Origin of the sequence: Aeromonas sp. ASNIH5 (assembly GCF_002902865.1) — a bacterium.
In the GTDB taxonomy this organism is placed as follows: domain Bacteria; phylum Pseudomonadota; class Gammaproteobacteria; order Enterobacterales; family Aeromonadaceae; genus Aeromonas; species Aeromonas caviae.
Genome location: NZ_CP026122.1, coordinates 3,637,568 through 3,654,943 on the forward strand (window position 1 = coordinate 3,637,568; position 17,376 = coordinate 3,654,943).

Consider the following 17,376-nt stretch of genomic DNA (forward strand, 5'->3'; position numbering starts at 1 on the left):
AAACAAAAGGGGAACCTCGCGGTTCCCCTTTTTCATGCCTGTTCGGCGGTCGGTAGTTACAGCATCTGCTTGAGTCGATAGAGCAGGTCAAGGGCCTGTCGCGGGGTCAGCTCGTCCGGACGTACTGCTGCCAGCTCCTCCACCACAGGATGGGGTTGCGGGGCGAGAGTGACCGGAGCCGGACGGCTTTCGCCGGCGGCCACCGGAGTGGCACTCTCCAGCTCGTGCAGCTTGTGGCGGGCCTGGTGGATCACCGATTTCGGCACCCCGGCCAGCGCCGCTACCTGCAGGCCGTAGGATCGGCTGGCCGCACCTTCCTGCACCGCGTGCATGAAGGCGATGGTGTCGCCGTGCTCCACCGCATCCAGGTGGACGTTGGCCAGCCCGCTCATCAGCTCGGGCAGGCGGGTCAGCTCGAAGTAGTGAGTGGCGAACAGGGTGTAGGCGCCAATCTTGCTTGCCAGCTGCTCGGCGCAGGCCCAGGCCAGGGAGAGGCCGTCGTAGGTGCTGGTGCCGCGGCCAATCTCGTCCATCAGCACCAGACTGCGGGCGGTGGCGTTGTTGAGGATATTGGCAGTCTCGGTCATCTCCACCATAAAGGTGGAGCGGCCGGAGGCGAGATCATCCGACGCCCCGATGCGGGTGAAGATGCGGTCGATGGGGCCGATGCGGGCGCTGTCGGCGGGCACGAAGGCGCCGATATGGGCCAGCAGCACGATCAGCGCAGTCTGGCGCATGTAGGTGGACTTACCGCCCATGTTGGGGCCGGTGATGATCAGCATCCGCCGCTCCCGCTCCAGCCGGATGGGGTTGGCGATAAAGGGGTCGGTCATCACCTGCTCCACCACCGGATGGCGGCCCGCCTCGATGAGGATCTGATCTTCGTCGATGAGGGTGGGGCAGCGATAGTCGAGGGTCTCTGCCCGCTCCGCCAGGTTGGCCAGTACGTCCAGCTCCGCCAGTGCGGCAGCAGACTCCTGCAGATCGCCGAGGTGGGGCAGCAGGGCGTCGAGCAGCTCTTCGTAGAGGCGTTTTTCCAGCGCCAGCGCCTGGGCCTGGGCGGTGAGCACTTTGTCCTCGTACTTCTTCAGCTCATCGATGATGTAGCGCTCGTTGTTTTTCAGCGTCTGGCGGCGGATGTAGTGAGCCGGCACCAGGTGGCTGTTGGCACGGCTCACCTCGATATAGAAGCCGTGCACCTTGTTGTAGCCCACCTTGAGAGTGTTGATGCCGGTGAGCGCCTTCTCCCGTTCCTCGATGCGGGCCAGGCTGGCGGTGGCGCCATTGGCCAGATCCCGCAGCTCGTCCAGATCAGTGTTGAACCCTTCACGGATGACGCCGCCATCGCGGATGAGCACCGGCGGCACCTCCATCACGGCACGCTCCAGCAGATCGAACAGCTCGGGGAAGGTACTTGCCCGCTCGCGCAGCTGCTGCACCGCCTCGTGCTCGCTCTCCGCCAGCAGACGCTGCAACTCGGGCAGCTGAGCAAAAGCCTGCCGCAGCCGGGTCAGATCGCGCGGACGGGCCGAGCGCAAGGCAAGGCGCGCCAGCACCCGCTCCACATCGCCGACCTGGCGCAGAAGGCTCCCCAGCTCGTCATAGAGGTTCTGCTCGATGAGCTCCTTGATGGTGCTCTGGCGACCTTTGAGGATCACCCGATCGCGGATCGGCTGGTGGATCCAGCGCTTGAGCAGCCGGCTGCCCATCGGCGTGGCGGTGCAATCGAGCACGGCGGAGAGGGTGTTGTCGTGACCGCCGGCCAGATTCTGGGTCAGCTCCAGATTGCGGCGGGTGGCGGCATCCATGATGACCGCATGATCGGGCTGCTCCAGGCGCACGCTGCGAATGTGGGGCAGGGCGGTGCGCTGGGTGTCTTTCACGTACTGCATCAGGCAGCCGGCGGCGCACAGGGCGGTCTCGCTCTGCTCGACCCCAAAGCCCACCAGATCCTGAGTGCCGAACTGCTGGCACAAGAGCTTGCGGGCGGTGCCGAGCTCGAACTCCCACTCCGGGCGGCGGCGCAGACCGCGGCGACCCTCGACATGGTGCAGGAAGGCGAACGATTCGGGGTAGAGCAGCTCCGCCGGATTGGTGCGTTGCAGCTCCGCCAGCAGGGTCTCTTCTTTCTCGAACTGGTTGATGAAGAAGCGTCCGGAGCCGATGTCCATGGTGCCGTAACCGAAGCGGCGGCCATCGTGGTAGACGGCGGCGATCAGGTTGTCCTGCCGCTCGCTGAGCAGCGCCTCGTCGGAGACGGTACCCGGGGTGATGATGCGAATGACCTTGCGCTCCACCGGCCCCTTGCTGGTGGCGGGGTCCCCCACCTGCTCGCAGATGGCGGCCGATTCGCCGAGCTGTACCAGCTTGGCGAGATACCCCTCGATGGCGTGATAGGGCACCCCGGCCATCGGGATGGGGCTGCCGGCCGACTGGCCGCGCTTGGTCAGGGAGATGTCGAGCAGCTGGGAGGCCTTGCGGGCGTCGTCGTAGAAGAGCTCGTAGAAGTCGCCCATGCGATAGAACAGCAGGATCTCCGGGTTTTCGGCCTTGAGAGTCAGATACTGCTGCATCATGGGGGTGTGGGCGCTCAAGTTGGCGCCTGGCGCTTGGTATTGTGCTGTCATGTGCTATTCCAGAAGGTGCTCTTGCGGGCAAACGTCTGCCGTCATGGGTCTGAATCTGGGGGCCATTCTACATGCTCGAGGCAAGATGGTGAGGAGGAATCTCCGTCTTGGAGGCAAAGCCGGCATCCCGTCGCGGATCTGTGCATCCGGATGATGCTGACCAGAGTGGTCTGGGGGGAGCCTGGCCGAAAAGAGGCATGGGGGAGGAGAAATAGCATCCCCGCACGGATGCGGGGATGGGAGAGACGGGGAGAGTGTCGCCCTCAGTACATGGCCTCGCCGCCGCTCAGCATCTCGTGCAGTTTGGCTTTCTGCTCGGGCGTCAGCACCCGGCTCACCTCGAAGAGGTAGTGGGCGCGATGGTAGCGGGCCTCGGCCTGTACGTCGCTGATGGTCTGCAACTGCTTTCTCGCCGCCACTTCATCCCATTTGCCGGACTTGATCATGTTGACGATGACGTCCTGGCCGATTGCGTCGAGCTTGATTGAGCCCAGCTCCCTGGTGGCCTGCTCGCGCAGCCCCTTGATCTGCTCCACCTGGGCGCTGGAGAGGTTCAGCTCCTGGGCCAGGGTGGTCTCGCTCTGCAGCTCGGCGGTGCCCTCGGTGGCAAAGGCATGGGTGGCGATACACATTGCGAGGGCTGTCATGGCGACGTTGAACGGATGCTTCATCCGGCTTTCTCCTTGGTCTGATGGGATGGAAACCGCATGCATGGCGGTGTTGGAACATGATAATGAGCAGCCATGTACTGGAGCTTAAGCGACGACAACTTGCTGACGCAGTGGCCCCGGGGTCGGTTGCCCGAGGGGCGGGGCAACTGCATAATGAGCGCCATATTTCGCCTGGAAGAGGCCGGAAGAGGAGGCGATGATGGGACTTGAAGCAGAGATCTCCCGCTTATCCCGGGAATTGGGCGAGGCACTGCTGGCCAGAGGCTGGCTGGCCGCCACGGCGGAATCCTGCACCGGCGGCGGGGTTGCCACTGCCATCACGGATACTGCCGGCAGCTCTGCCTGGTTCGATCGCGGTTTCGTGACCTACACCAACGAAGCCAAACAGCAGATGCTCGGCGTCAGCATCGACAGCCTGTTGCGCCACGGCGCCGTCAGCGAACCCGTGGTGTTGGAGATGACCCGGGGCTGCCTGGCTCGCTCCGATGCGGGTATCTGCGTGGCCATCAGCGGTATCGCCGGGCCTGGTGGTGGCAGCGAGGAGAAACCGGTCGGCACTGTCTGGTTTGCCTGGGCAGATCGTACCGGTCGTCACCACTCCCTGCTCGCTCGTTTCGATGGAGATCGCCATCAGGTGCGCCAGCAGGCGGTCAGACAGGCCTTGTCCGGACTCCTGGCACTGCTCAAATAAATTGGGCTTGATACTGTATGCATAAACAGTATACTTAGCCCAACTTCACTTCTTACTCACGATTCCCAGCGGAGATTGGCATGGATCAGAACAAACAGAAGGCACTGGCGGCTGCGCTGGGCCAGATCGAAAAGCAGTTTGGCAAAGGCTCCATCATGCGTCTGGGCGACAGCAAGACCATGGATATCGAAGCCATCTCCACCGGCTCTCTCTCTCTGGACGTGGCGCTGGGGATCGGTGGTCTGCCGTGCGGTCGTATCGTCGAGATCTACGGTCCGGAATCGTCCGGTAAAACTACGCTGACTCTGCAGGTGATCGCCGAAGCCCAGAAGAAGGGCAAAACCTGTGCCTTCGTCGATGCGGAGCACGCACTGGATCCTATCTATGCCGCCAAGCTGGGCGTCAACGTCGACGACCTGCTCATCTCCCAGCCGGATACCGGTGAACAGGCACTGGAGATTTGCGACATGCTGGTGCGCTCCAATGCCGTCGACGTCATCATCGTCGACTCCGTGGCGGCCCTGACCCCGAAAGCGGAAATCGAAGGCGAAATGGGTGACTCCCACGTCGGCCTGCAGGCCCGACTGATGTCCCAGGCGCTGCGTAAATTGACCGCCAACATCAAGAACGCCAACTGCCTGTGCATCTTCATCAACCAGATCCGGATGAAGATTGGCGTCATGTTCGGCAGCCCGGAGACCACCACCGGTGGTAACGCTCTGAAGTTTTACGCCTCCGTGCGCCTGGACATCCGTCGTACCGGCGCCATCAAGGAAGGGGACGAGGTGGTCGGCAACGAAACCCGCGTCAAGGTCGTCAAGAACAAGGTGGCGCCACCCTTCAAGCAGGCTGAGTTCCAGATCTTCTATGGTGCCGGTATCTCCAAGGAGGGCGAGCTGGTGGATCTCGGCGTCAAGCACAAGCTGATCGACAAGGCGGGGGCCTGGTACAGCTACAACGGCGAAAAGATCGGCCAGGGCAAAGCCAACGTGATGAAGCTCTTCTCCGAAAACAAGGCACTGGCTGCCGAGGTGGAAGTGAAGCTGCGCGAGCTGCTGCTCTCCGGCGCCGCGCCGGTGGAGGAGAAGGCCACGGCTGCCGAATACGCCGAGTTTGAAGCCGAAAACGAACAAGAGTTCGAATAAGGAATGAGGAAAGGCCGGGTTGATACCCGGCCTTGTTGTTTATGGTGGATGAATCAGTGAACGAGCCGGGCGAGCCCGTCGAATTGACCTTTGAAGAGCTGGTCGTCGCCGCCCGCGCCTATGCCATGCGTAGTCTTGCCCGCCGCGAAAGTGCGGAGTCCGAGCTGGCCAGACGCCTGCGTCAGAAGGGATTCGAGGAGGAGGTGGTCGCCGTTGTACTCGACCATTGCCGTGGCTATGGCTGGGTCAATGACGATCGTTACGGTGCCATGGCGGTGCGGGCCGGTGCGGCCAAAGGCCATGGTCCGCTCAGGATCCGCTTCGACCTGCGTCGCAAGGGGCTGGATGACACCCAGATCGAGGCGGCCCTGGATCAACCCGAGCTCGACTGGTTCGAACTGGCGCTTGCGTTGTTGTCGCGTCGGGCAAAGGCGACCGACTTTGCCGACTTCAAACTGCGCATGAAGTGGCTCAAATATCTGATGGGGCGTGGTTTTACCCAGGAGCAAGCCCGTTACGCCCTCTCAGCCATGCAAGGTGAGCAATAGTGGCGCGCCGAGGCTGGACCTATGGGCAGGATTCCCCTTGGTGTGCGGTGCGGTTGGTGGGGAATATCAGCCCTTCGCCAGGTCTGTCGATGGCGGCCCTGTGGTCGAGCGAGGCATCCCGAAGCCCCCCTGTTGCGACGTGCTTGTGGGTGCTGCTGTCAAACGCTGGCCCCTTGCGGGCTATTTCACCCGTCAAGGGTCCCCACGTTTTACTTTACCCTGCAGAAAACTTACATTAATGCGGTTAAAAGTCCGTATTCGAATCAAGCAGGATTTTCCATGTACATGTCCACGTCAGAGATTCGCGCTGCGTTTCTCGAGTATTTCCGCACCCAGGGACACCAGGTTGTCTCTTCCAGCTCGCTGGTACCGCACAACGATCCGACCCTGCTGTTCACCAACGCAGGGATGAACCAGTTCAAGGACGTGTTCCTTGGCGCCGACAAGCGTGCCTATCACCGTGCCACCACGGCCCAGCGTTGCGTGCGGGCTGGCGGCAAGCACAATGACCTGGAAAACGTCGGCTATACCGCCCGTCACCATACCTTCTTCGAGATGCTGGGCAACTTCAGCTTCGGTGACTACTTCAAACAGGACGCCATCCGGTTTGCATGGGAATTCCTGACCGGTACCCTCAAGCTGCCCAAAGAGCGCCTGCTGGTGACCGTCTACGCGACTGATGACGAAGCCTTCGACATCTGGGAAAAAGAGGTCGGCGTGCCGGCCGATCGCATCGTGCGCATCGGTGACAACAAGGGTGCTCCTTATGCATCCGACAACTTCTGGGCCATGGGCGATACCGGCCCATGTGGTCCCTGTACCGAGATCTTCTACGACCACGGCGATCACATCTGGGGTGGCCCTCCCGGTTCACCGGAAGAGGATGGCGACCGCTTCATCGAGATCTGGAACGTGGTCTTCATGCAGTTCAACCGTCAGGCTGACGGCACCATGGAGCCGCTGCCCCGTCCGTCCGTGGATACCGGCATGGGTCTGGAGCGTATCTCCGCCATCATGCAGGGGGTGCACTCCAACTATGAGATCGACATCTTCCAGGCGTTGATCAAGAAGGCGGCCGAGATTGTCGGCACCACGGATCTGAGCAACCAGTCCCTGCGCGTCATCGCGGACCACATCCGTTCCTGCGCCTTCCTGGTGGCTGACGGTGTCATGCCCTCCAATGAAGGTCGCGGCTACGTGCTGCGCCGCATCATCCGCCGCGCCGTGCGTCACGGCCGCAAGCTGGGTGCTACCGACGTCTTCTTCTACAAGCTGGCTGCCGAGCTGGCCGTGCAGATGAAGGATGTGGCGGCGGAACTGATCGCCCAGCTGCCGCTGGTCGAGCGAGTGTTGCGCATCGAGGAGGAGCAGTTCGTCCGCACGCTGGACAGAGGTCTGCTGCTGCTGGAAGACGCCCTGGCCAACCTCGGTGATGCCAAGGTGATCCCGGGTGAAGTGGTGTTCAAGCTCTATGACACATACGGCTTCCCGGCCGACCTGACCGCCGACGTGGTGCGCGAGCGCGAGATCGGCATCGACGAAGAGGGCTTCAAGGCCGAGATGGAGAAGCAGCGCGCCCGCGCGAAAGAGGCTTCCAGTTTCGGCGTGAACTACAACGACGTGCTGAAGCTCGATTTCGAGACCCCCTTTACCGGTTACAAGCAACTGAGCCAGAACACCCAGGTGGTCGGTATCTACAAGGATGGTGTCGAGGTCAATGGCCTCATCGCCGGTGAAGAGGCAGTGATCGTGCTGGCGGAGACCCCCTTCTATGCGGAGTCCGGCGGTCAGGTGGGTGACAGTGGCATCCTCAAGGTGGATGACGGCATCTTCGCCGTCACCGACACCCAGAAAGCGGGCAAGGCGATCATCCACAAGGGCTATCTGGAACTGGGTACCCTGGAGAAGGGAGCCGAGGTCGAGGCCGTGGTCGATGGCGACCGTCGCCAAGCCATCGCCCTTAACCACTCCGTGACTCACCTGCTGCACGCGGCCTTGCGCCAGGCGCTGGGTGAGCACGTGACCCAGAAAGGATCCCTGGTGGGCGCCGAGCGCATGCGCTTCGACTTCTCCCACTTCGAAGGGCTGACCATGGCGACCATTCGCCGGATCGAGGAGCTCGTCAACGCCCAGATCCGTGCCAACCACGAGGTGGCCACCCAGCTGATGGGGCTGGAAGAGGCCAAGTCAGCCGGTGCCATGGCGCTGTTTGGCGAGAAATATGAAGACGATGTGCGCGTGGTACGCATGGGCGACTACTCCACCGAGCTGTGCGGCGGTACTCACGCCAAGCGCACCGGTGATATCGGCTTCTTCAAGATCATTGCCGAGAGCGGCATCGCGGCGGGCGTGCGCCGTATCGAAGCGGTCACCGGCAAGAGCGCCATCGATCTGATGCACCAGCTGGGTGAACAGATCGAAGAGGCCGCCGCGCTGGTGAAGGGCGATCAGTTCTCCATCGCCGACAAGGTTCGCCAGGTACTGGACAAGGCCAAGATGATGGAGCGCGAGCTGGAACAGCTCAAGGCCAAGCTGGCGGCACAGGCGGGTAACGACCTGCTGAGCCAGGTCATCGACATCAATGGCCAGAAGGTGCTGGTTGCCGCCCTGGAAGGGGTCGACCCCAAATCCCTGCGCGGCATGCTGGACGAGCTGAAGAACCAGATGAAATCCGGTGTCGTGCTGTTGGCAACCAGCAGTGATGGCAAGGTCAACCTGATCGCGGGCGTGACCAATGACCTGACCGGCAAGGTCAAGGCCGGTGAGCTGGTCAATCTGGTGGCCCAGCAGGTGGGTGGCAAGGGCGGCGGTCGTCCCGACATGGCACAGGCGGGTGGTACCCAGCCTGAGGCGGTGCCAGCGGCGCTGCAATCCGTTCACTCCTGGCTGGAAGAGCGCCTGTAAGCGGGCGAGGTGATCTGTGGCACTCTATGTACAGAAGTACGGTGGCACCTCGGTCGGCACGCTGGAGCGGATCGAGGCAGTTGCTGAGCGGGTTCAACTGACCCGTGCCCAGGGACATGACGTGGTGGTGGTGGTCTCAGCCATGTCGGGCGAAACCAACCGGTTGCTGGGCATGGCCCAGCAGCTGGACCAGGATGCCAACCGGCGCGAGATGGATGTGCTGATCTCCACCGGTGAGCAGGTCACCATTGCACTGCTGGCGATTGCGCTCAACAAGCGCGGTTGCCCCGCAGTCTCGATGACCGGTGATCAGGTCCGCATCCACACCGATTCCGCCTATGGCAAGGCGCGCATCACCCGTATCGACACCGAGCAGGTGGAAGCCGCACTCGGTGCCGGCAAGGTGGTAGTGATTGCCGGTTTCCAGGGGCGCGATGAGCACAATGCCATCACTACCCTGGGCCGAGGTGGTTCGGATACCACCGCGGTGGCCGTGGCTGCGGCCATCAAGGCCGATGAGTGCCAGATCTTTACCGATGTGGACGGGGTGTATACCACGGATCCGCGCATCGAACCCAAGGCGCGTCGCCTCGATACCATCACCTTCGAGGAGATGCTCGAGATGGCGAGTCTCGGAGCCAAGGTGTTGCAGATCCGTTCGGTCGAGTTCGCGGGCAAGTACCGCGTGCCGCTAAGGGTGCTGTCGAGTTTCGTCGACGGAGAGGGAACCTTAATCACATATGGAGGTGAGAGGATGGAAGCACCCCTGGTATCCGGCATTGCGTTCAATCGCAACGAGGCCAGCCTGACCATTCTGGGTGTGCCGGACAGGCCGACCGTGGCCGCGCAGATCCTGAATCCGATCAGCGACGCCAACATAGATGTCGACATGATAGTGCAGAACACCATGGGGGATGGCACCGCCGATTTCACCTTCACGGTGAATCGTGATGATTATCGCCGGGCCCGCGCCTTGCTGGAGGAGACCGCCAGCGAGCTGGGGGCCGCCTGCGTGCAGGGCAACGGAGAGATCGCCAAGGTCTCCATCGTCGGGGTCGGCATGTGGAATCATCCTGGTGTAGCGCGCACCATGTTCAAGGTATTGGGTGAGGAAGGGATCAACATGCAGCTGATCTCCACCTCTGAAATCAAGATATCCGTGGTGATTGACGAGAAGTACCTGGAGCTGGCCGTGCGTTCGTTGCACTCGGCGTTCGGGTTGGATCAAGAGCCTCATGAGCAGCCCTTGGGAAACAATCCCTGATTGATTTAGTTTCAACCATTTACCATATCGGTATCTTTGTAAGATAATGGCGCATATCGATATAAATACAAAACAGGATACAGGAGCAAGCGAATGCTTATTTTGACTCGTCGTGTAGGGGAAACCCTGATGATTGGTGACGAAGTAACCGTTACCGTACTGGGCGTAAAAGGGAACCAGGTTCGTATCGGTGTGAATGCACCGAAAGAGGTTTCCGTACACCGCGAAGAGATCTACATGCGGATACAGGCCGAGAAAGTCCCGGGCCAACCGAATTTCTAAGCCATTTCATGGCTGCCTGAAGGCGACATCCCGGATGTCGCCTTTTGTTTTTCAGGGGCCTGCAAATCGGCCTGCAGAGCGCGTAACTACTGGGTAAGTGTCGATATTGCTTGAATATTCCACTCTTTGGCCAAATGCTGAGCGAACGCTCTGTTTTCTCCAAAAAAGTGTTTGACTAAAAATCCCTGTGAAGTATTATCAGCCCCGCAAACGGAGAGGTGGCCGAGAGGCTGAAGGCGCTCCCCTGCTAAGGGAGTATGCGGCTTATACCCGCATCGGGGGTTCGAATCCCCCCTTCTCCGCCATTTTGCGCCCGTAGCTCAGCTGGATAGAGTACCTGGCTACGAACCAGGTGGTCAGAGGTTCGAATCCTCTCGGGCGCACCATATTTGACTCTTGGAGTCATGTGTTGACCATCAGCAAGTCGGCACTAAAGAAGGCTTACTGTTGAGTAAGCTTTTTTTATCGTTTGAAAACAGGGCGCCCGTAGCTCAGCTGGATAGAGTACCTGGCTACGAACCAGGTGGTCAGAGGTTCGAATCCTCTCGGGCGCACCATTTCAAGCAATACAATGATTTATGAGCGCCCGTAGCTCAGCTGGATAGAGTACCTGGCTACGAACCAGGTGGTCAGAGGTTCGAATCCTCTCGGGCGCACCATGTTTAAAGCTGTGCAACAATTTATGAGCGCCCGTAGCTCAGCTGGATAGAGTACCTGGCTACGAACCAGGTGGTCAGAGGTTCGAATCCTCTCGGGCGCACCATATTTCAAGCAGTGCAACAAGTTGTGAGCGCCCGTAGCTCAGCTGGATAGAGTACCTGGCTACGAACCAGGTGGTCAGAGGTTCGAATCCTCTCGGGCGCACCATACAGACAGCCTCGACGTCAGTCGGGGCTGTTTTTTTATGGGCGATATCCTCCTCCCCATCATGGGGTTGCCTTTCTCGTGTCCTTCTCCCTGACGCTCCCACGGGGGACGGTTCCCCCTTGCTGCACGTGCCCCCGGGTCACCACTCTCCACGTGTCTTGCCTGGCAGGCTGCTGACGCATCCCGTGGCCGTGCCTGTGGCGACCTGGGGGCCCGAACCATGCGCATCTATGCTGTACGGGGCTGGCGCCCTCTGGCGGCCTGCTGAGGCGTTTGGCTGGCAATAAAAAAGGATGCCGCGGCATCCTTTCATGTCTTCGTGGAGAGAATCAGCTTTTCAGCCACTTGCGGATGCGGTTGGCATCCCCGACAGGGGTGCGTTTGCCCACCGAGTTGAGCAGTACGATGGCGAGCTCCTGACGATCCGGTTTGGCACGCATCAGCAGGCAGCGGCCCGCTTCGTCGGTATAGCCTGTTTTGGAGAGGCGTACATCCCAGTCCGGGTTCTTCACCAGGGGGTTGGTATTGTTGAACATCAAGCTGTAGGCCGGCTTGCGAAAGCGCATCTCCCTGCTGGTGTCCTGGGTGAATTCACGGATCAGCGGCTGTCGATAGGCCGCAGAGAGGAGCTTGGCCAGATCCTGGGCGGTGGAGACGTTGCGGGTGGAGAGACCGGTGGAGTCATAGTAGCGGGTGTTGCGCATGCCGAGCTGTCTGGCCTTGTTGTTCATGGCGCGGATGAAGGCCTGGCGCCCCCCCGGGTAGTGGCGGGCAAGCGCCGATGCCATGCGGTTCTCGGAGGACATCAGCGCCAGATGCAGGGCGTCGCGGCGGCTGACCTGGGTGCCCATGCGCACCCGTGAATAGGTGTGCTTGATGTTGTCCCTGTCGTTCTGATCGATGGTCAGGGTCTGATTGAGGTTCTGGCGGGCATCCAGCACCACCAGCGCCGTCATCAGCTTGGTGAGGGAGGCGATGGGGCGCACCCGGGTGGGGTTTTTCTGATACAGGGTCTTGCCGGTGTTGACGTCCATCACCAGGGCACTGCCCGACTTGAGCTGCAGCTTGGCCGGGTCGGGGGTCGCCAGGGCTGTCTGCGAACCCAGCAGTCCCATCAATCCACCTACCAGCGCGATTGCGCGAATCCAACACCCCATACAACCAACTCCATCCACAGCGAAAAAAGGCGCTAGATTCACTCATTTTTGCCCCTGCTTTACAAGAGCGAGCTGGGGGAATTCGCCACTATTTTCCATAAAAAAGGGCCGCCTGTGGGCGACCCTGTGGTTTGTCTCACTCTCTGGAGACGCCGGGCTTGCGTCTGCTCCACCAGCGCCAGACCAGAGCGATGAGGCCGCCCACCAGCAGCACGACCGGCAGGTAGAGAATGACGCTGAGAAACTGGGACTCATACTGCGCGGCCAGCTTGGTGTGGCTCAGGTAGTAACCCAGCCCGACCAGGGGGCAGATCCACATGATGGAGCTGATCAGGTTGACCACCAGGAAGCGCCCCTGGGGGATCTCGTTGGCGCCGACGATATAGGGGTAGGCGGTACGCACGAAGGCGATGTAGCGGGCGGTGATCAGGGTGATGATGCCGTACTTGTTGAGCAGGTAGTGCACCTTTTCCTTGTGCTTGTCATCGAGATGGGACATCAGCCTGTGATACATCCGGGTGTGGCCGAGGAAACGCCCCTGCATGTAGCCAAGCCAGGTACCGACGAAGGTCGCCATGATCAGCAGCGGGACCACCGCCATCGGCAACACCCCCTGATAGATCAGCACGCCGGTCAGGATCAGCAGGGTATCCCCTGGCAGGAAGGCGGTGGGGATAAAGCCATTCTCGAGCACCAGGAAGGTCAGCAGGACGACATAGACCATGAAGACCATCTTGGGATCAGAGAGTGTCGCCAGATCCTGATGCATAAAGGCGTGAGCCAGGTGGTAAAACTGCTCCATACATGCAAACTCCGCAGGTTAGCTGGGTTGGTCGGTCAAGGGCAGGGCAAGTACCTTGTCGATGCGCAGGCCGTCCATATCCACGATTTCCAGTTGCCACTGTTCCAGGGTGACCAGGTCTCCGGTCTGGGGAAGGCGGCCAAGGAGCAGCATGATAAGCCCTCCAAGGGTGTGATAGTGATGTTTTTCTTCTTCCGGCAGACGAACCAGCTCCAGACAGTCCTTCAATTCTGGCAGCGGAATGAGGCCGTCGAGCAGCCAGCTGCCGTCGGCGCGCTGGAAGGCCCAGTTGTCCTCCCCATCTTCCTGCTGGAAGTCGCCGGCCAGGGTTTCCAGCAGATCCTGCTGGGTGACCAGCCCCTGCAGCTCGCCATATTCGTCCACCACCAGCACCATGTGCTCGGAGTGGGTACGGAAGTGGTTGAGCAGCTCCAGGCCATTGAGGGTCTCCGGCAGCAGGCTGCCGTCCTGGGTCAGCGCCGCCAGATCGATGGGCTCTCCCTTGATGTAGGCGTGCAGCACCTTGCTGACGTTGAGGATGCCGACGAGATCCGACAGGCTGCCGTCACAGACAGGGAAGAAGCTGTGGCGATACTCCACCAGACGTTGGAGGTTCACTTCCAGCGGCAGTGACAGGTCCAGATAGCGGATGTCGCTGCGCGGCACCATCAGGGAGGCCAGGCTGCGTTCGTCGAGGCGGAACACGTTGCGCAACATAGTGTGCTCATGGTCCTCGATCACCCCCGCTTCGGAGCCCTCCACCAGCATGGCGTGGATCTCCTCCTGAGTGACGTTGTTGCTGCTGCGCTGATCGACCCGCAGCAGCCGCAGGCTGGCGTTGGTGGAGGCGGAGAGCAACCAGACGAAGGGACGGGTCAGGGTCGCCAGCCAGAGCATGGGGCGGGCTACCAGACAGGCGATGCGCTCGGCGCTGAGCTGTCCGAGGCGTTTGGGCACGAGCTCCCCTACCACGATGGAGAGATAGGTGACCAGCACGACCACGATGACGGTGGCGAGCAGGCTGCTGCTCTTGGGGGAGAGCCCCCACTCCTGCAGCCAGAGGGCGAAGGGCTGGGCCAGCAGGGACTCGCCATAGATACCGTTGAGCAGACCGATGCTGGTGATGCCGATCTGCACGGCGGAGAGGAAATGGGTCGGATCTTCCCCGAGCTTGAGGGCGATGGCGGCGGAGCGGCTCCCTTCGCTCGCCATTTTGGCGAGACGTGCCTTGCGTGCCGTCACGATGGCGATTTCCGACATGGCGAAGACGCCATTGAGCAAAATCAATCCAAACAGGATCAATATTTCCATACTGCAGCAGCACTCCCGATAAGAAAAGACCGCTGGCAGTGTAATGAATTTGCGGGCTCTGCGCTTGTGAAAGGAGGTGATTTGGCTCGTGAATTTTTGAATATCGTCCCGGCGGGAGGGATAAAACTGCGGGGCCGGAGAGGGAGAACTGAACCCCTGACATGAAAAAGCCCCCGATAAACGGGGGCTTGTCATGTTGCGCTGTCGCTTAGAGCGCGGCGATCTCGGCCTGCTGGGCTTCCAGCTTGGTCAGCTGGAGACGGTAATCTTCCAGCTTCTCGCGCTCCTTGATGATGACCGCTTCCGGCGCCTTGGCGACGAAGGCTTCGTTGCCGAGCTTGCCTTCGATGCGGCCGCACTCGCCCACCAGACGGGCCACCTCTTTGGCCAGACGGGCCAGCTCGGCTTCCTTGTCGATGAGACCGGCCATCGGGATCATCAGCTCGGTGGCACCGATCAATTTCTTGACCGACAGCGGGGCGGTTTCACCGGCCGCCAGTACGCGGATGGATTCCAGACGGGCCAGCGACTTGAGGAAGGCCTCGTTGCCCTGGGCGCGCTGGGCATCCTTGGCATCGCACTGGAGCAGCACGTTGAGGGGCACGCTCGGGGCCACGTTCATCTCGGCGCGGATGTTGCGGATGCTGACGATGAACTCCTTCACCCACTCCTGATCCGCCATCGCGGCTTCGTCCACCTTGGCGGCGTCGAACTCCGGGAAAGCCTGAATCATGATGGTGTCGGCGTGTACGCCAGCCAGCGGGGCGACCGATTTCCAGATGGTCTCGGTGATGAACGGGATGATCGGGTGAGCCAGGCGCAACAGGTTCTCGAGGACGCTGACGAGGGTGTGGCGGGCAGCGCGCTGCTCGGCCTCGGAGCCCTTGGTCAGTACCGGCTTGGTCAGCTCCAGATACCAGTCACAGAACTGGTTCCAGATAAATTCGTACAACACGCCTGCCGCGATGTCGAAGCGGTAGGTATCGAGGGCGGTGCGGAAGTCACGGATGGCCACTTGCAGCTGGGACTGGATCCAGCGATCCGCCAGGCTGAACTGCATCTCGCCACCGGCAAAGCCGCAATCCTGATCTTCGGTGTTCATCAGCACATAGCGGGAGGCGTTCCACAGCTTGTTGCAGAAGTTGTTGTAGCCATCCAGGCGCTTCATGTCCCAGTTGATGTCACGACCGGTGGAGGCGAGCGCCGCCAGGGTGAAGCGCAGGGCGTCGGTGCCGTGGGCATTGATCCCTTCCGGGAACTGCTTGGCGGTGCGCTTGGCGATCTTCTCGGCCATCTGCGGCTGCATCATGTTGCCGGTGCGCTTCTCCAGCAGATCTTCCAGCGAGATGCCGTCGATCATGTCGAGGGGATCCAGCACGTTGCCCTTGGACTTGGACATCTTCTGGCCTTCTTCGTCACGGATAAGACCAGTGATGTAGACGGTCTTGAACGGGACTTGCGGCTGGCCGTTTTCGTCTTTGATGAAGTGCATGGTCATCATGATCATCCGGGCAATCCAGAAGAAGATGATGTCGAAGCCGCTCATCAACACGTCGGTCGGGTGGAAGGTCTTGAGCGCCTCGGTGTTGTTCGGCCAGCCCAGGGTGGAGAAGGTCCACAGGGCGGAGCTGAACCAGGTGTCGAGCACGTCTTCGTCCTGACGCAGCACGGTCACGGACGGGATGCTGTGCTTGGCGCGCACTTCCTCTTCGTTGCGGCCCACGTAGACGTTGCCGGCATCGTCATACCAGGCCGGGATGCGGTGACCCCACCACAGCTGACGGGAGACGCACCAGTCCTGAATGTCGCGCATCCAGGAGAAGTACATGTTTTCGTACTGCTTCGGCACGAACTGGATGCGGCCATCTTCCACCGCCTCGATGGCGGTCTTGGCCATGGGGGCCACGCGCACGTACCACTGGTCGGTCAGCATGGGCTCGATGGGCACGCCGCCGCGATCGCCGTAAGGCTGTTGCAGCACATGATCCTTGATCTCGGCCAGGAGGCCCAGCTCGTCCAGCTTGGCGACGATGGCCTTGCGGGCGGCGAAGCGCTCCATCCCGGCGAACTCGGTCGGCAGGGCGGCGTCATAGGCGGTGCTCGGGTTGCCATTGGTATCGACCACTTCGGCCTCGGCACGCACGTGGGCGTCCAGGGTGAAGATGTTGATCATCGGCAGGTTGTGGCGCTTGCCCACTTCGTTGTCGTTGAAGTCGTGGGCCGGGGTGATCTTCACGCAGCCGGTGCCCTTCTCCATGTCGGCGTGTTCGTCGGCAACGATGGGGATCAGACGGTTCACCAGCGGCAGCAGGATGTGCTGGCCGATCAGCGCCTTGTAGCGGGGGTCTTCCGGGTTCACGGCCACGGCGGTATCGCCCAGCATGGTTTCCGGACGGGTGGTGGCGACGATCAGGTGATCCTTGCCTTCGGCGGTCTTGGCACCGTTGGCCAGCGGGTAGCGAAGGTGCCACATGTGGCCCTTGATCTCGCGGTTTTCCACTTCCAGGTCGGAGATGGCGGTGTTGAGCTTGGGATCCCAGTTCACCAGACGCTTGCCGCGATACATCAGGCCGTCTTCGTACAGGCGCACGAACACTTCCTGGACGGCGGCGGAGAGGCCCTCATCCATGGTGAAGCGCTCGCGCTCCCAGTCCACGGAGTCACCCAGACGGCGCATCTGACGGGTGATGGTGCCACCGGACTCTTCCTTCCACTGCCAGATCTTGTCGATGAAGGCTTCCCGGCCGTAATCGTGGCGGGTCTTGCCCTCTTCGGCGGCGATCTTGCGCTCAACCACCATCTGGGTGGCGATACCAGCGTGGTCGGTACCCGCCTGCCACAGGGTGTTCTTGCCCTGCATGCGGTTGTAGCGGATCAGGGTGTCCATCAGGGTCTGCTGGAAGGCGTGGCCCATGTGCAGGCTGCCGGTGACGTTCGGCGGCGGGATCATGATGCAGAAGGAGTCTTTGCTGGTGTCGCCGTGGGGCTTGAAGTAACCCTGGGCTTCCCAGTGCTGGTAGAGCGCCTGTTCGATGGCGTTGTGATTAAAAGTCTTTTCCATGGTCTCGCCGTATTCTGGATGGATGGATTCTGGTGTTGATTCGTCG

General features: G+C 61.1%; 12 protein-coding genes and 6 tRNA genes. 12 read left to right on the forward strand and 6 right to left on the reverse strand.

The window, feature by feature from the left end:
• Positions 1-56: 56 nt before the first annotated feature.
• Both mutS and C2U30_RS17135 read right to left on the reverse strand, forming a co-directional pair.
• A complete protein-coding gene (gene mutS / locus C2U30_RS17130; protein WP_048209017.1) occupies positions 57-2,627 on the reverse strand; it encodes a DNA mismatch repair protein MutS in 2,571 nt (856 codons plus the stop codon).
• 263 nt (positions 2,628-2,890) lie between these two features.
• Positions 2,891-3,298: a Spy/CpxP family protein refolding chaperone gene (locus tag C2U30_RS17135; RefSeq protein WP_103244167.1), complete on the reverse strand. Its 408-nt coding sequence runs from the start codon at positions 3,296-3,298 to the stop codon at positions 2,891-2,893.
• 199 nt (positions 3,299-3,497) lie between these two features.
• On the opposite strand from C2U30_RS17135, the gene pncC reads away from it, so the two are divergent.
• From pncC to C2U30_RS17195, 12 genes are all read left to right on the forward strand, one after another.
• Entirely contained in the window at positions 3,498-3,989 is a 492-nt protein-coding gene (gene pncC / locus C2U30_RS17140; protein ID WP_029313644.1) for a nicotinamide-nucleotide amidase, read from the forward strand.
• An 80-nt stretch (positions 3,990-4,069) separates the two neighbouring features.
• On the forward strand, positions 4,070-5,134 hold the full coding sequence (gene recA / locus C2U30_RS17145) for a recombinase RecA (protein ID WP_043154135.1): 1,065 nt from the start codon (positions 4,070-4,072) through the stop codon (positions 5,132-5,134).
• Between the two features lie 41 nt (positions 5,135-5,175).
• On the forward strand, positions 5,176-5,682 hold the full coding sequence (locus tag C2U30_RS17150; protein WP_103244168.1) for a regulatory protein RecX: 507 nt from the start codon (positions 5,176-5,178) through the stop codon (positions 5,680-5,682).
• 279 nt (positions 5,683-5,961) lie between these two features.
• Complete coding sequence (alaS, locus tag C2U30_RS17155) at positions 5,962-8,586, forward strand: alanine--tRNA ligase (protein WP_041212325.1); 2,625 nt, start codon at positions 5,962-5,964, stop codon at positions 8,584-8,586.
• A 16-nt stretch (positions 8,587-8,602) separates the two neighbouring features.
• A complete protein-coding gene (locus C2U30_RS17160) occupies positions 8,603-9,850 on the forward strand; it encodes an aspartate kinase (RefSeq protein ID WP_010672822.1) in 1,248 nt (415 codons plus the stop codon).
• A gap of 93 nt (positions 9,851-9,943) precedes the next feature.
• The gene (csrA, locus tag C2U30_RS17165) at positions 9,944-10,132 is read left to right on the forward strand and encodes a carbon storage regulator CsrA (RefSeq protein WP_005315760.1); all 189 of its coding nucleotides are present in this window, start codon (positions 9,944-9,946) and stop codon (positions 10,130-10,132) included.
• 212 nt (positions 10,133-10,344) lie between these two features.
• Positions 10,345-10,437, forward strand: a tRNA-Ser gene (locus C2U30_RS17170).
• Between the two features lie 4 nt (positions 10,438-10,441).
• Positions 10,442-10,518 (forward strand) — tRNA-Arg (locus C2U30_RS17175).
• A gap of 94 nt (positions 10,519-10,612) precedes the next feature.
• A tRNA-Arg gene (locus C2U30_RS17180) sits at positions 10,613-10,689 on the forward strand.
• A 25-nt stretch (positions 10,690-10,714) separates the two neighbouring features.
• Positions 10,715-10,791: transfer RNA gene (locus tag C2U30_RS17185), tRNA-Arg, on the forward strand.
• Positions 10,792-10,818: 27 nt separating this feature from the next.
• Positions 10,819-10,895 (forward strand) — tRNA-Arg (locus tag C2U30_RS17190).
• Positions 10,896-10,922: 27 nt separating this feature from the next.
• Positions 10,923-10,999 (forward strand) — tRNA-Arg (locus tag C2U30_RS17195).
• Positions 11,000-11,328: 329 nt separating this feature from the next.
• On the opposite strand, the gene pbpG is transcribed toward C2U30_RS17195, so the two are convergent.
• The 4 genes from pbpG to C2U30_RS17215 form a co-directional block, all read right to left on the reverse strand.
• Positions 11,329-12,114, reverse strand: coding sequence for a D-alanyl-D-alanine endopeptidase (gene pbpG / locus C2U30_RS17200; protein WP_372587724.1), 786 nt, complete (start codon positions 12,112-12,114; stop codon positions 11,329-11,331).
• A 178-nt stretch (positions 12,115-12,292) separates the two neighbouring features.
• A complete protein-coding gene (locus C2U30_RS17205; RefSeq protein ID WP_010672956.1) occupies positions 12,293-12,958 on the reverse strand; it encodes a DedA family protein in 666 nt (221 codons plus the stop codon).
• Positions 12,959-12,976: 18 nt separating this feature from the next.
• The gene (locus C2U30_RS17210; protein ID WP_043154138.1) at positions 12,977-14,269 is read right to left on the reverse strand and encodes a hemolysin family protein; all 1,293 of its coding nucleotides are present in this window, start codon (positions 14,267-14,269) and stop codon (positions 12,977-12,979) included.
• Between the two features lie 208 nt (positions 14,270-14,477).
• Entirely contained in the window at positions 14,478-17,330 is a 2,853-nt protein-coding gene (locus C2U30_RS17215; RefSeq protein ID WP_158654920.1) for a valine--tRNA ligase, read from the reverse strand.
• Positions 17,331-17,376: the final 46 nt, after the last annotated feature.

Bases quoted from the DNA above. Each gene is read 5' to 3' on its own strand.
- pbpG (WP_372587724.1), bottom strand. From the start codon at position 12,114: ATGGGACTGCTGGGTTCGCAGACAGCCCTGGCGACCCCCGACCCGGCC.
- C2U30_RS17210 (WP_043154138.1), bottom strand. From the start codon at position 14,269: ATGGAAATATTGATCCTGTTTGGATTGATTTTGCTCAATGGCGTCTTC.
- mutS (WP_048209017.1), bottom strand. From the start codon at position 2,627: ATGACAGCACAATACCAAGCGCCAGGCGCCAACTTGAGCGCCCACACC.
- pncC (WP_029313644.1), top strand. From the start codon at position 3,498: ATGGGACTTGAAGCAGAGATCTCCCGCTTATCCCGGGAATTGGGCGAG.
- alaS (WP_041212325.1), top strand. From the start codon at position 5,962: ATGTACATGTCCACGTCAGAGATTCGCGCTGCGTTTCTCGAGTATTTC.
- csrA (WP_005315760.1), top strand. From the start codon at position 9,944: ATGCTTATTTTGACTCGTCGTGTAGGGGAAACCCTGATGATTGGTGAC.
- C2U30_RS17205 (WP_010672956.1), bottom strand. From the start codon at position 12,958: ATGGAGCAGTTTTACCACCTGGCTCACGCCTTTATGCATCAGGATCTG.
- C2U30_RS17135 (WP_103244167.1), bottom strand. From the start codon at position 3,298: ATGAAGCATCCGTTCAACGTCGCCATGACAGCCCTCGCAATGTGTATC.
- recA (WP_043154135.1), top strand. From the start codon at position 4,070: ATGGATCAGAACAAACAGAAGGCACTGGCGGCTGCGCTGGGCCAGATC.
- C2U30_RS17215 (WP_158654920.1), bottom strand. From the start codon at position 17,330: ATGGAAAAGACTTTTAATCACAACGCCATCGAACAGGCGCTCTACCAG.
- C2U30_RS17150 (WP_103244168.1), top strand. From the start codon at position 5,176: ATGGTGGATGAATCAGTGAACGAGCCGGGCGAGCCCGTCGAATTGACC.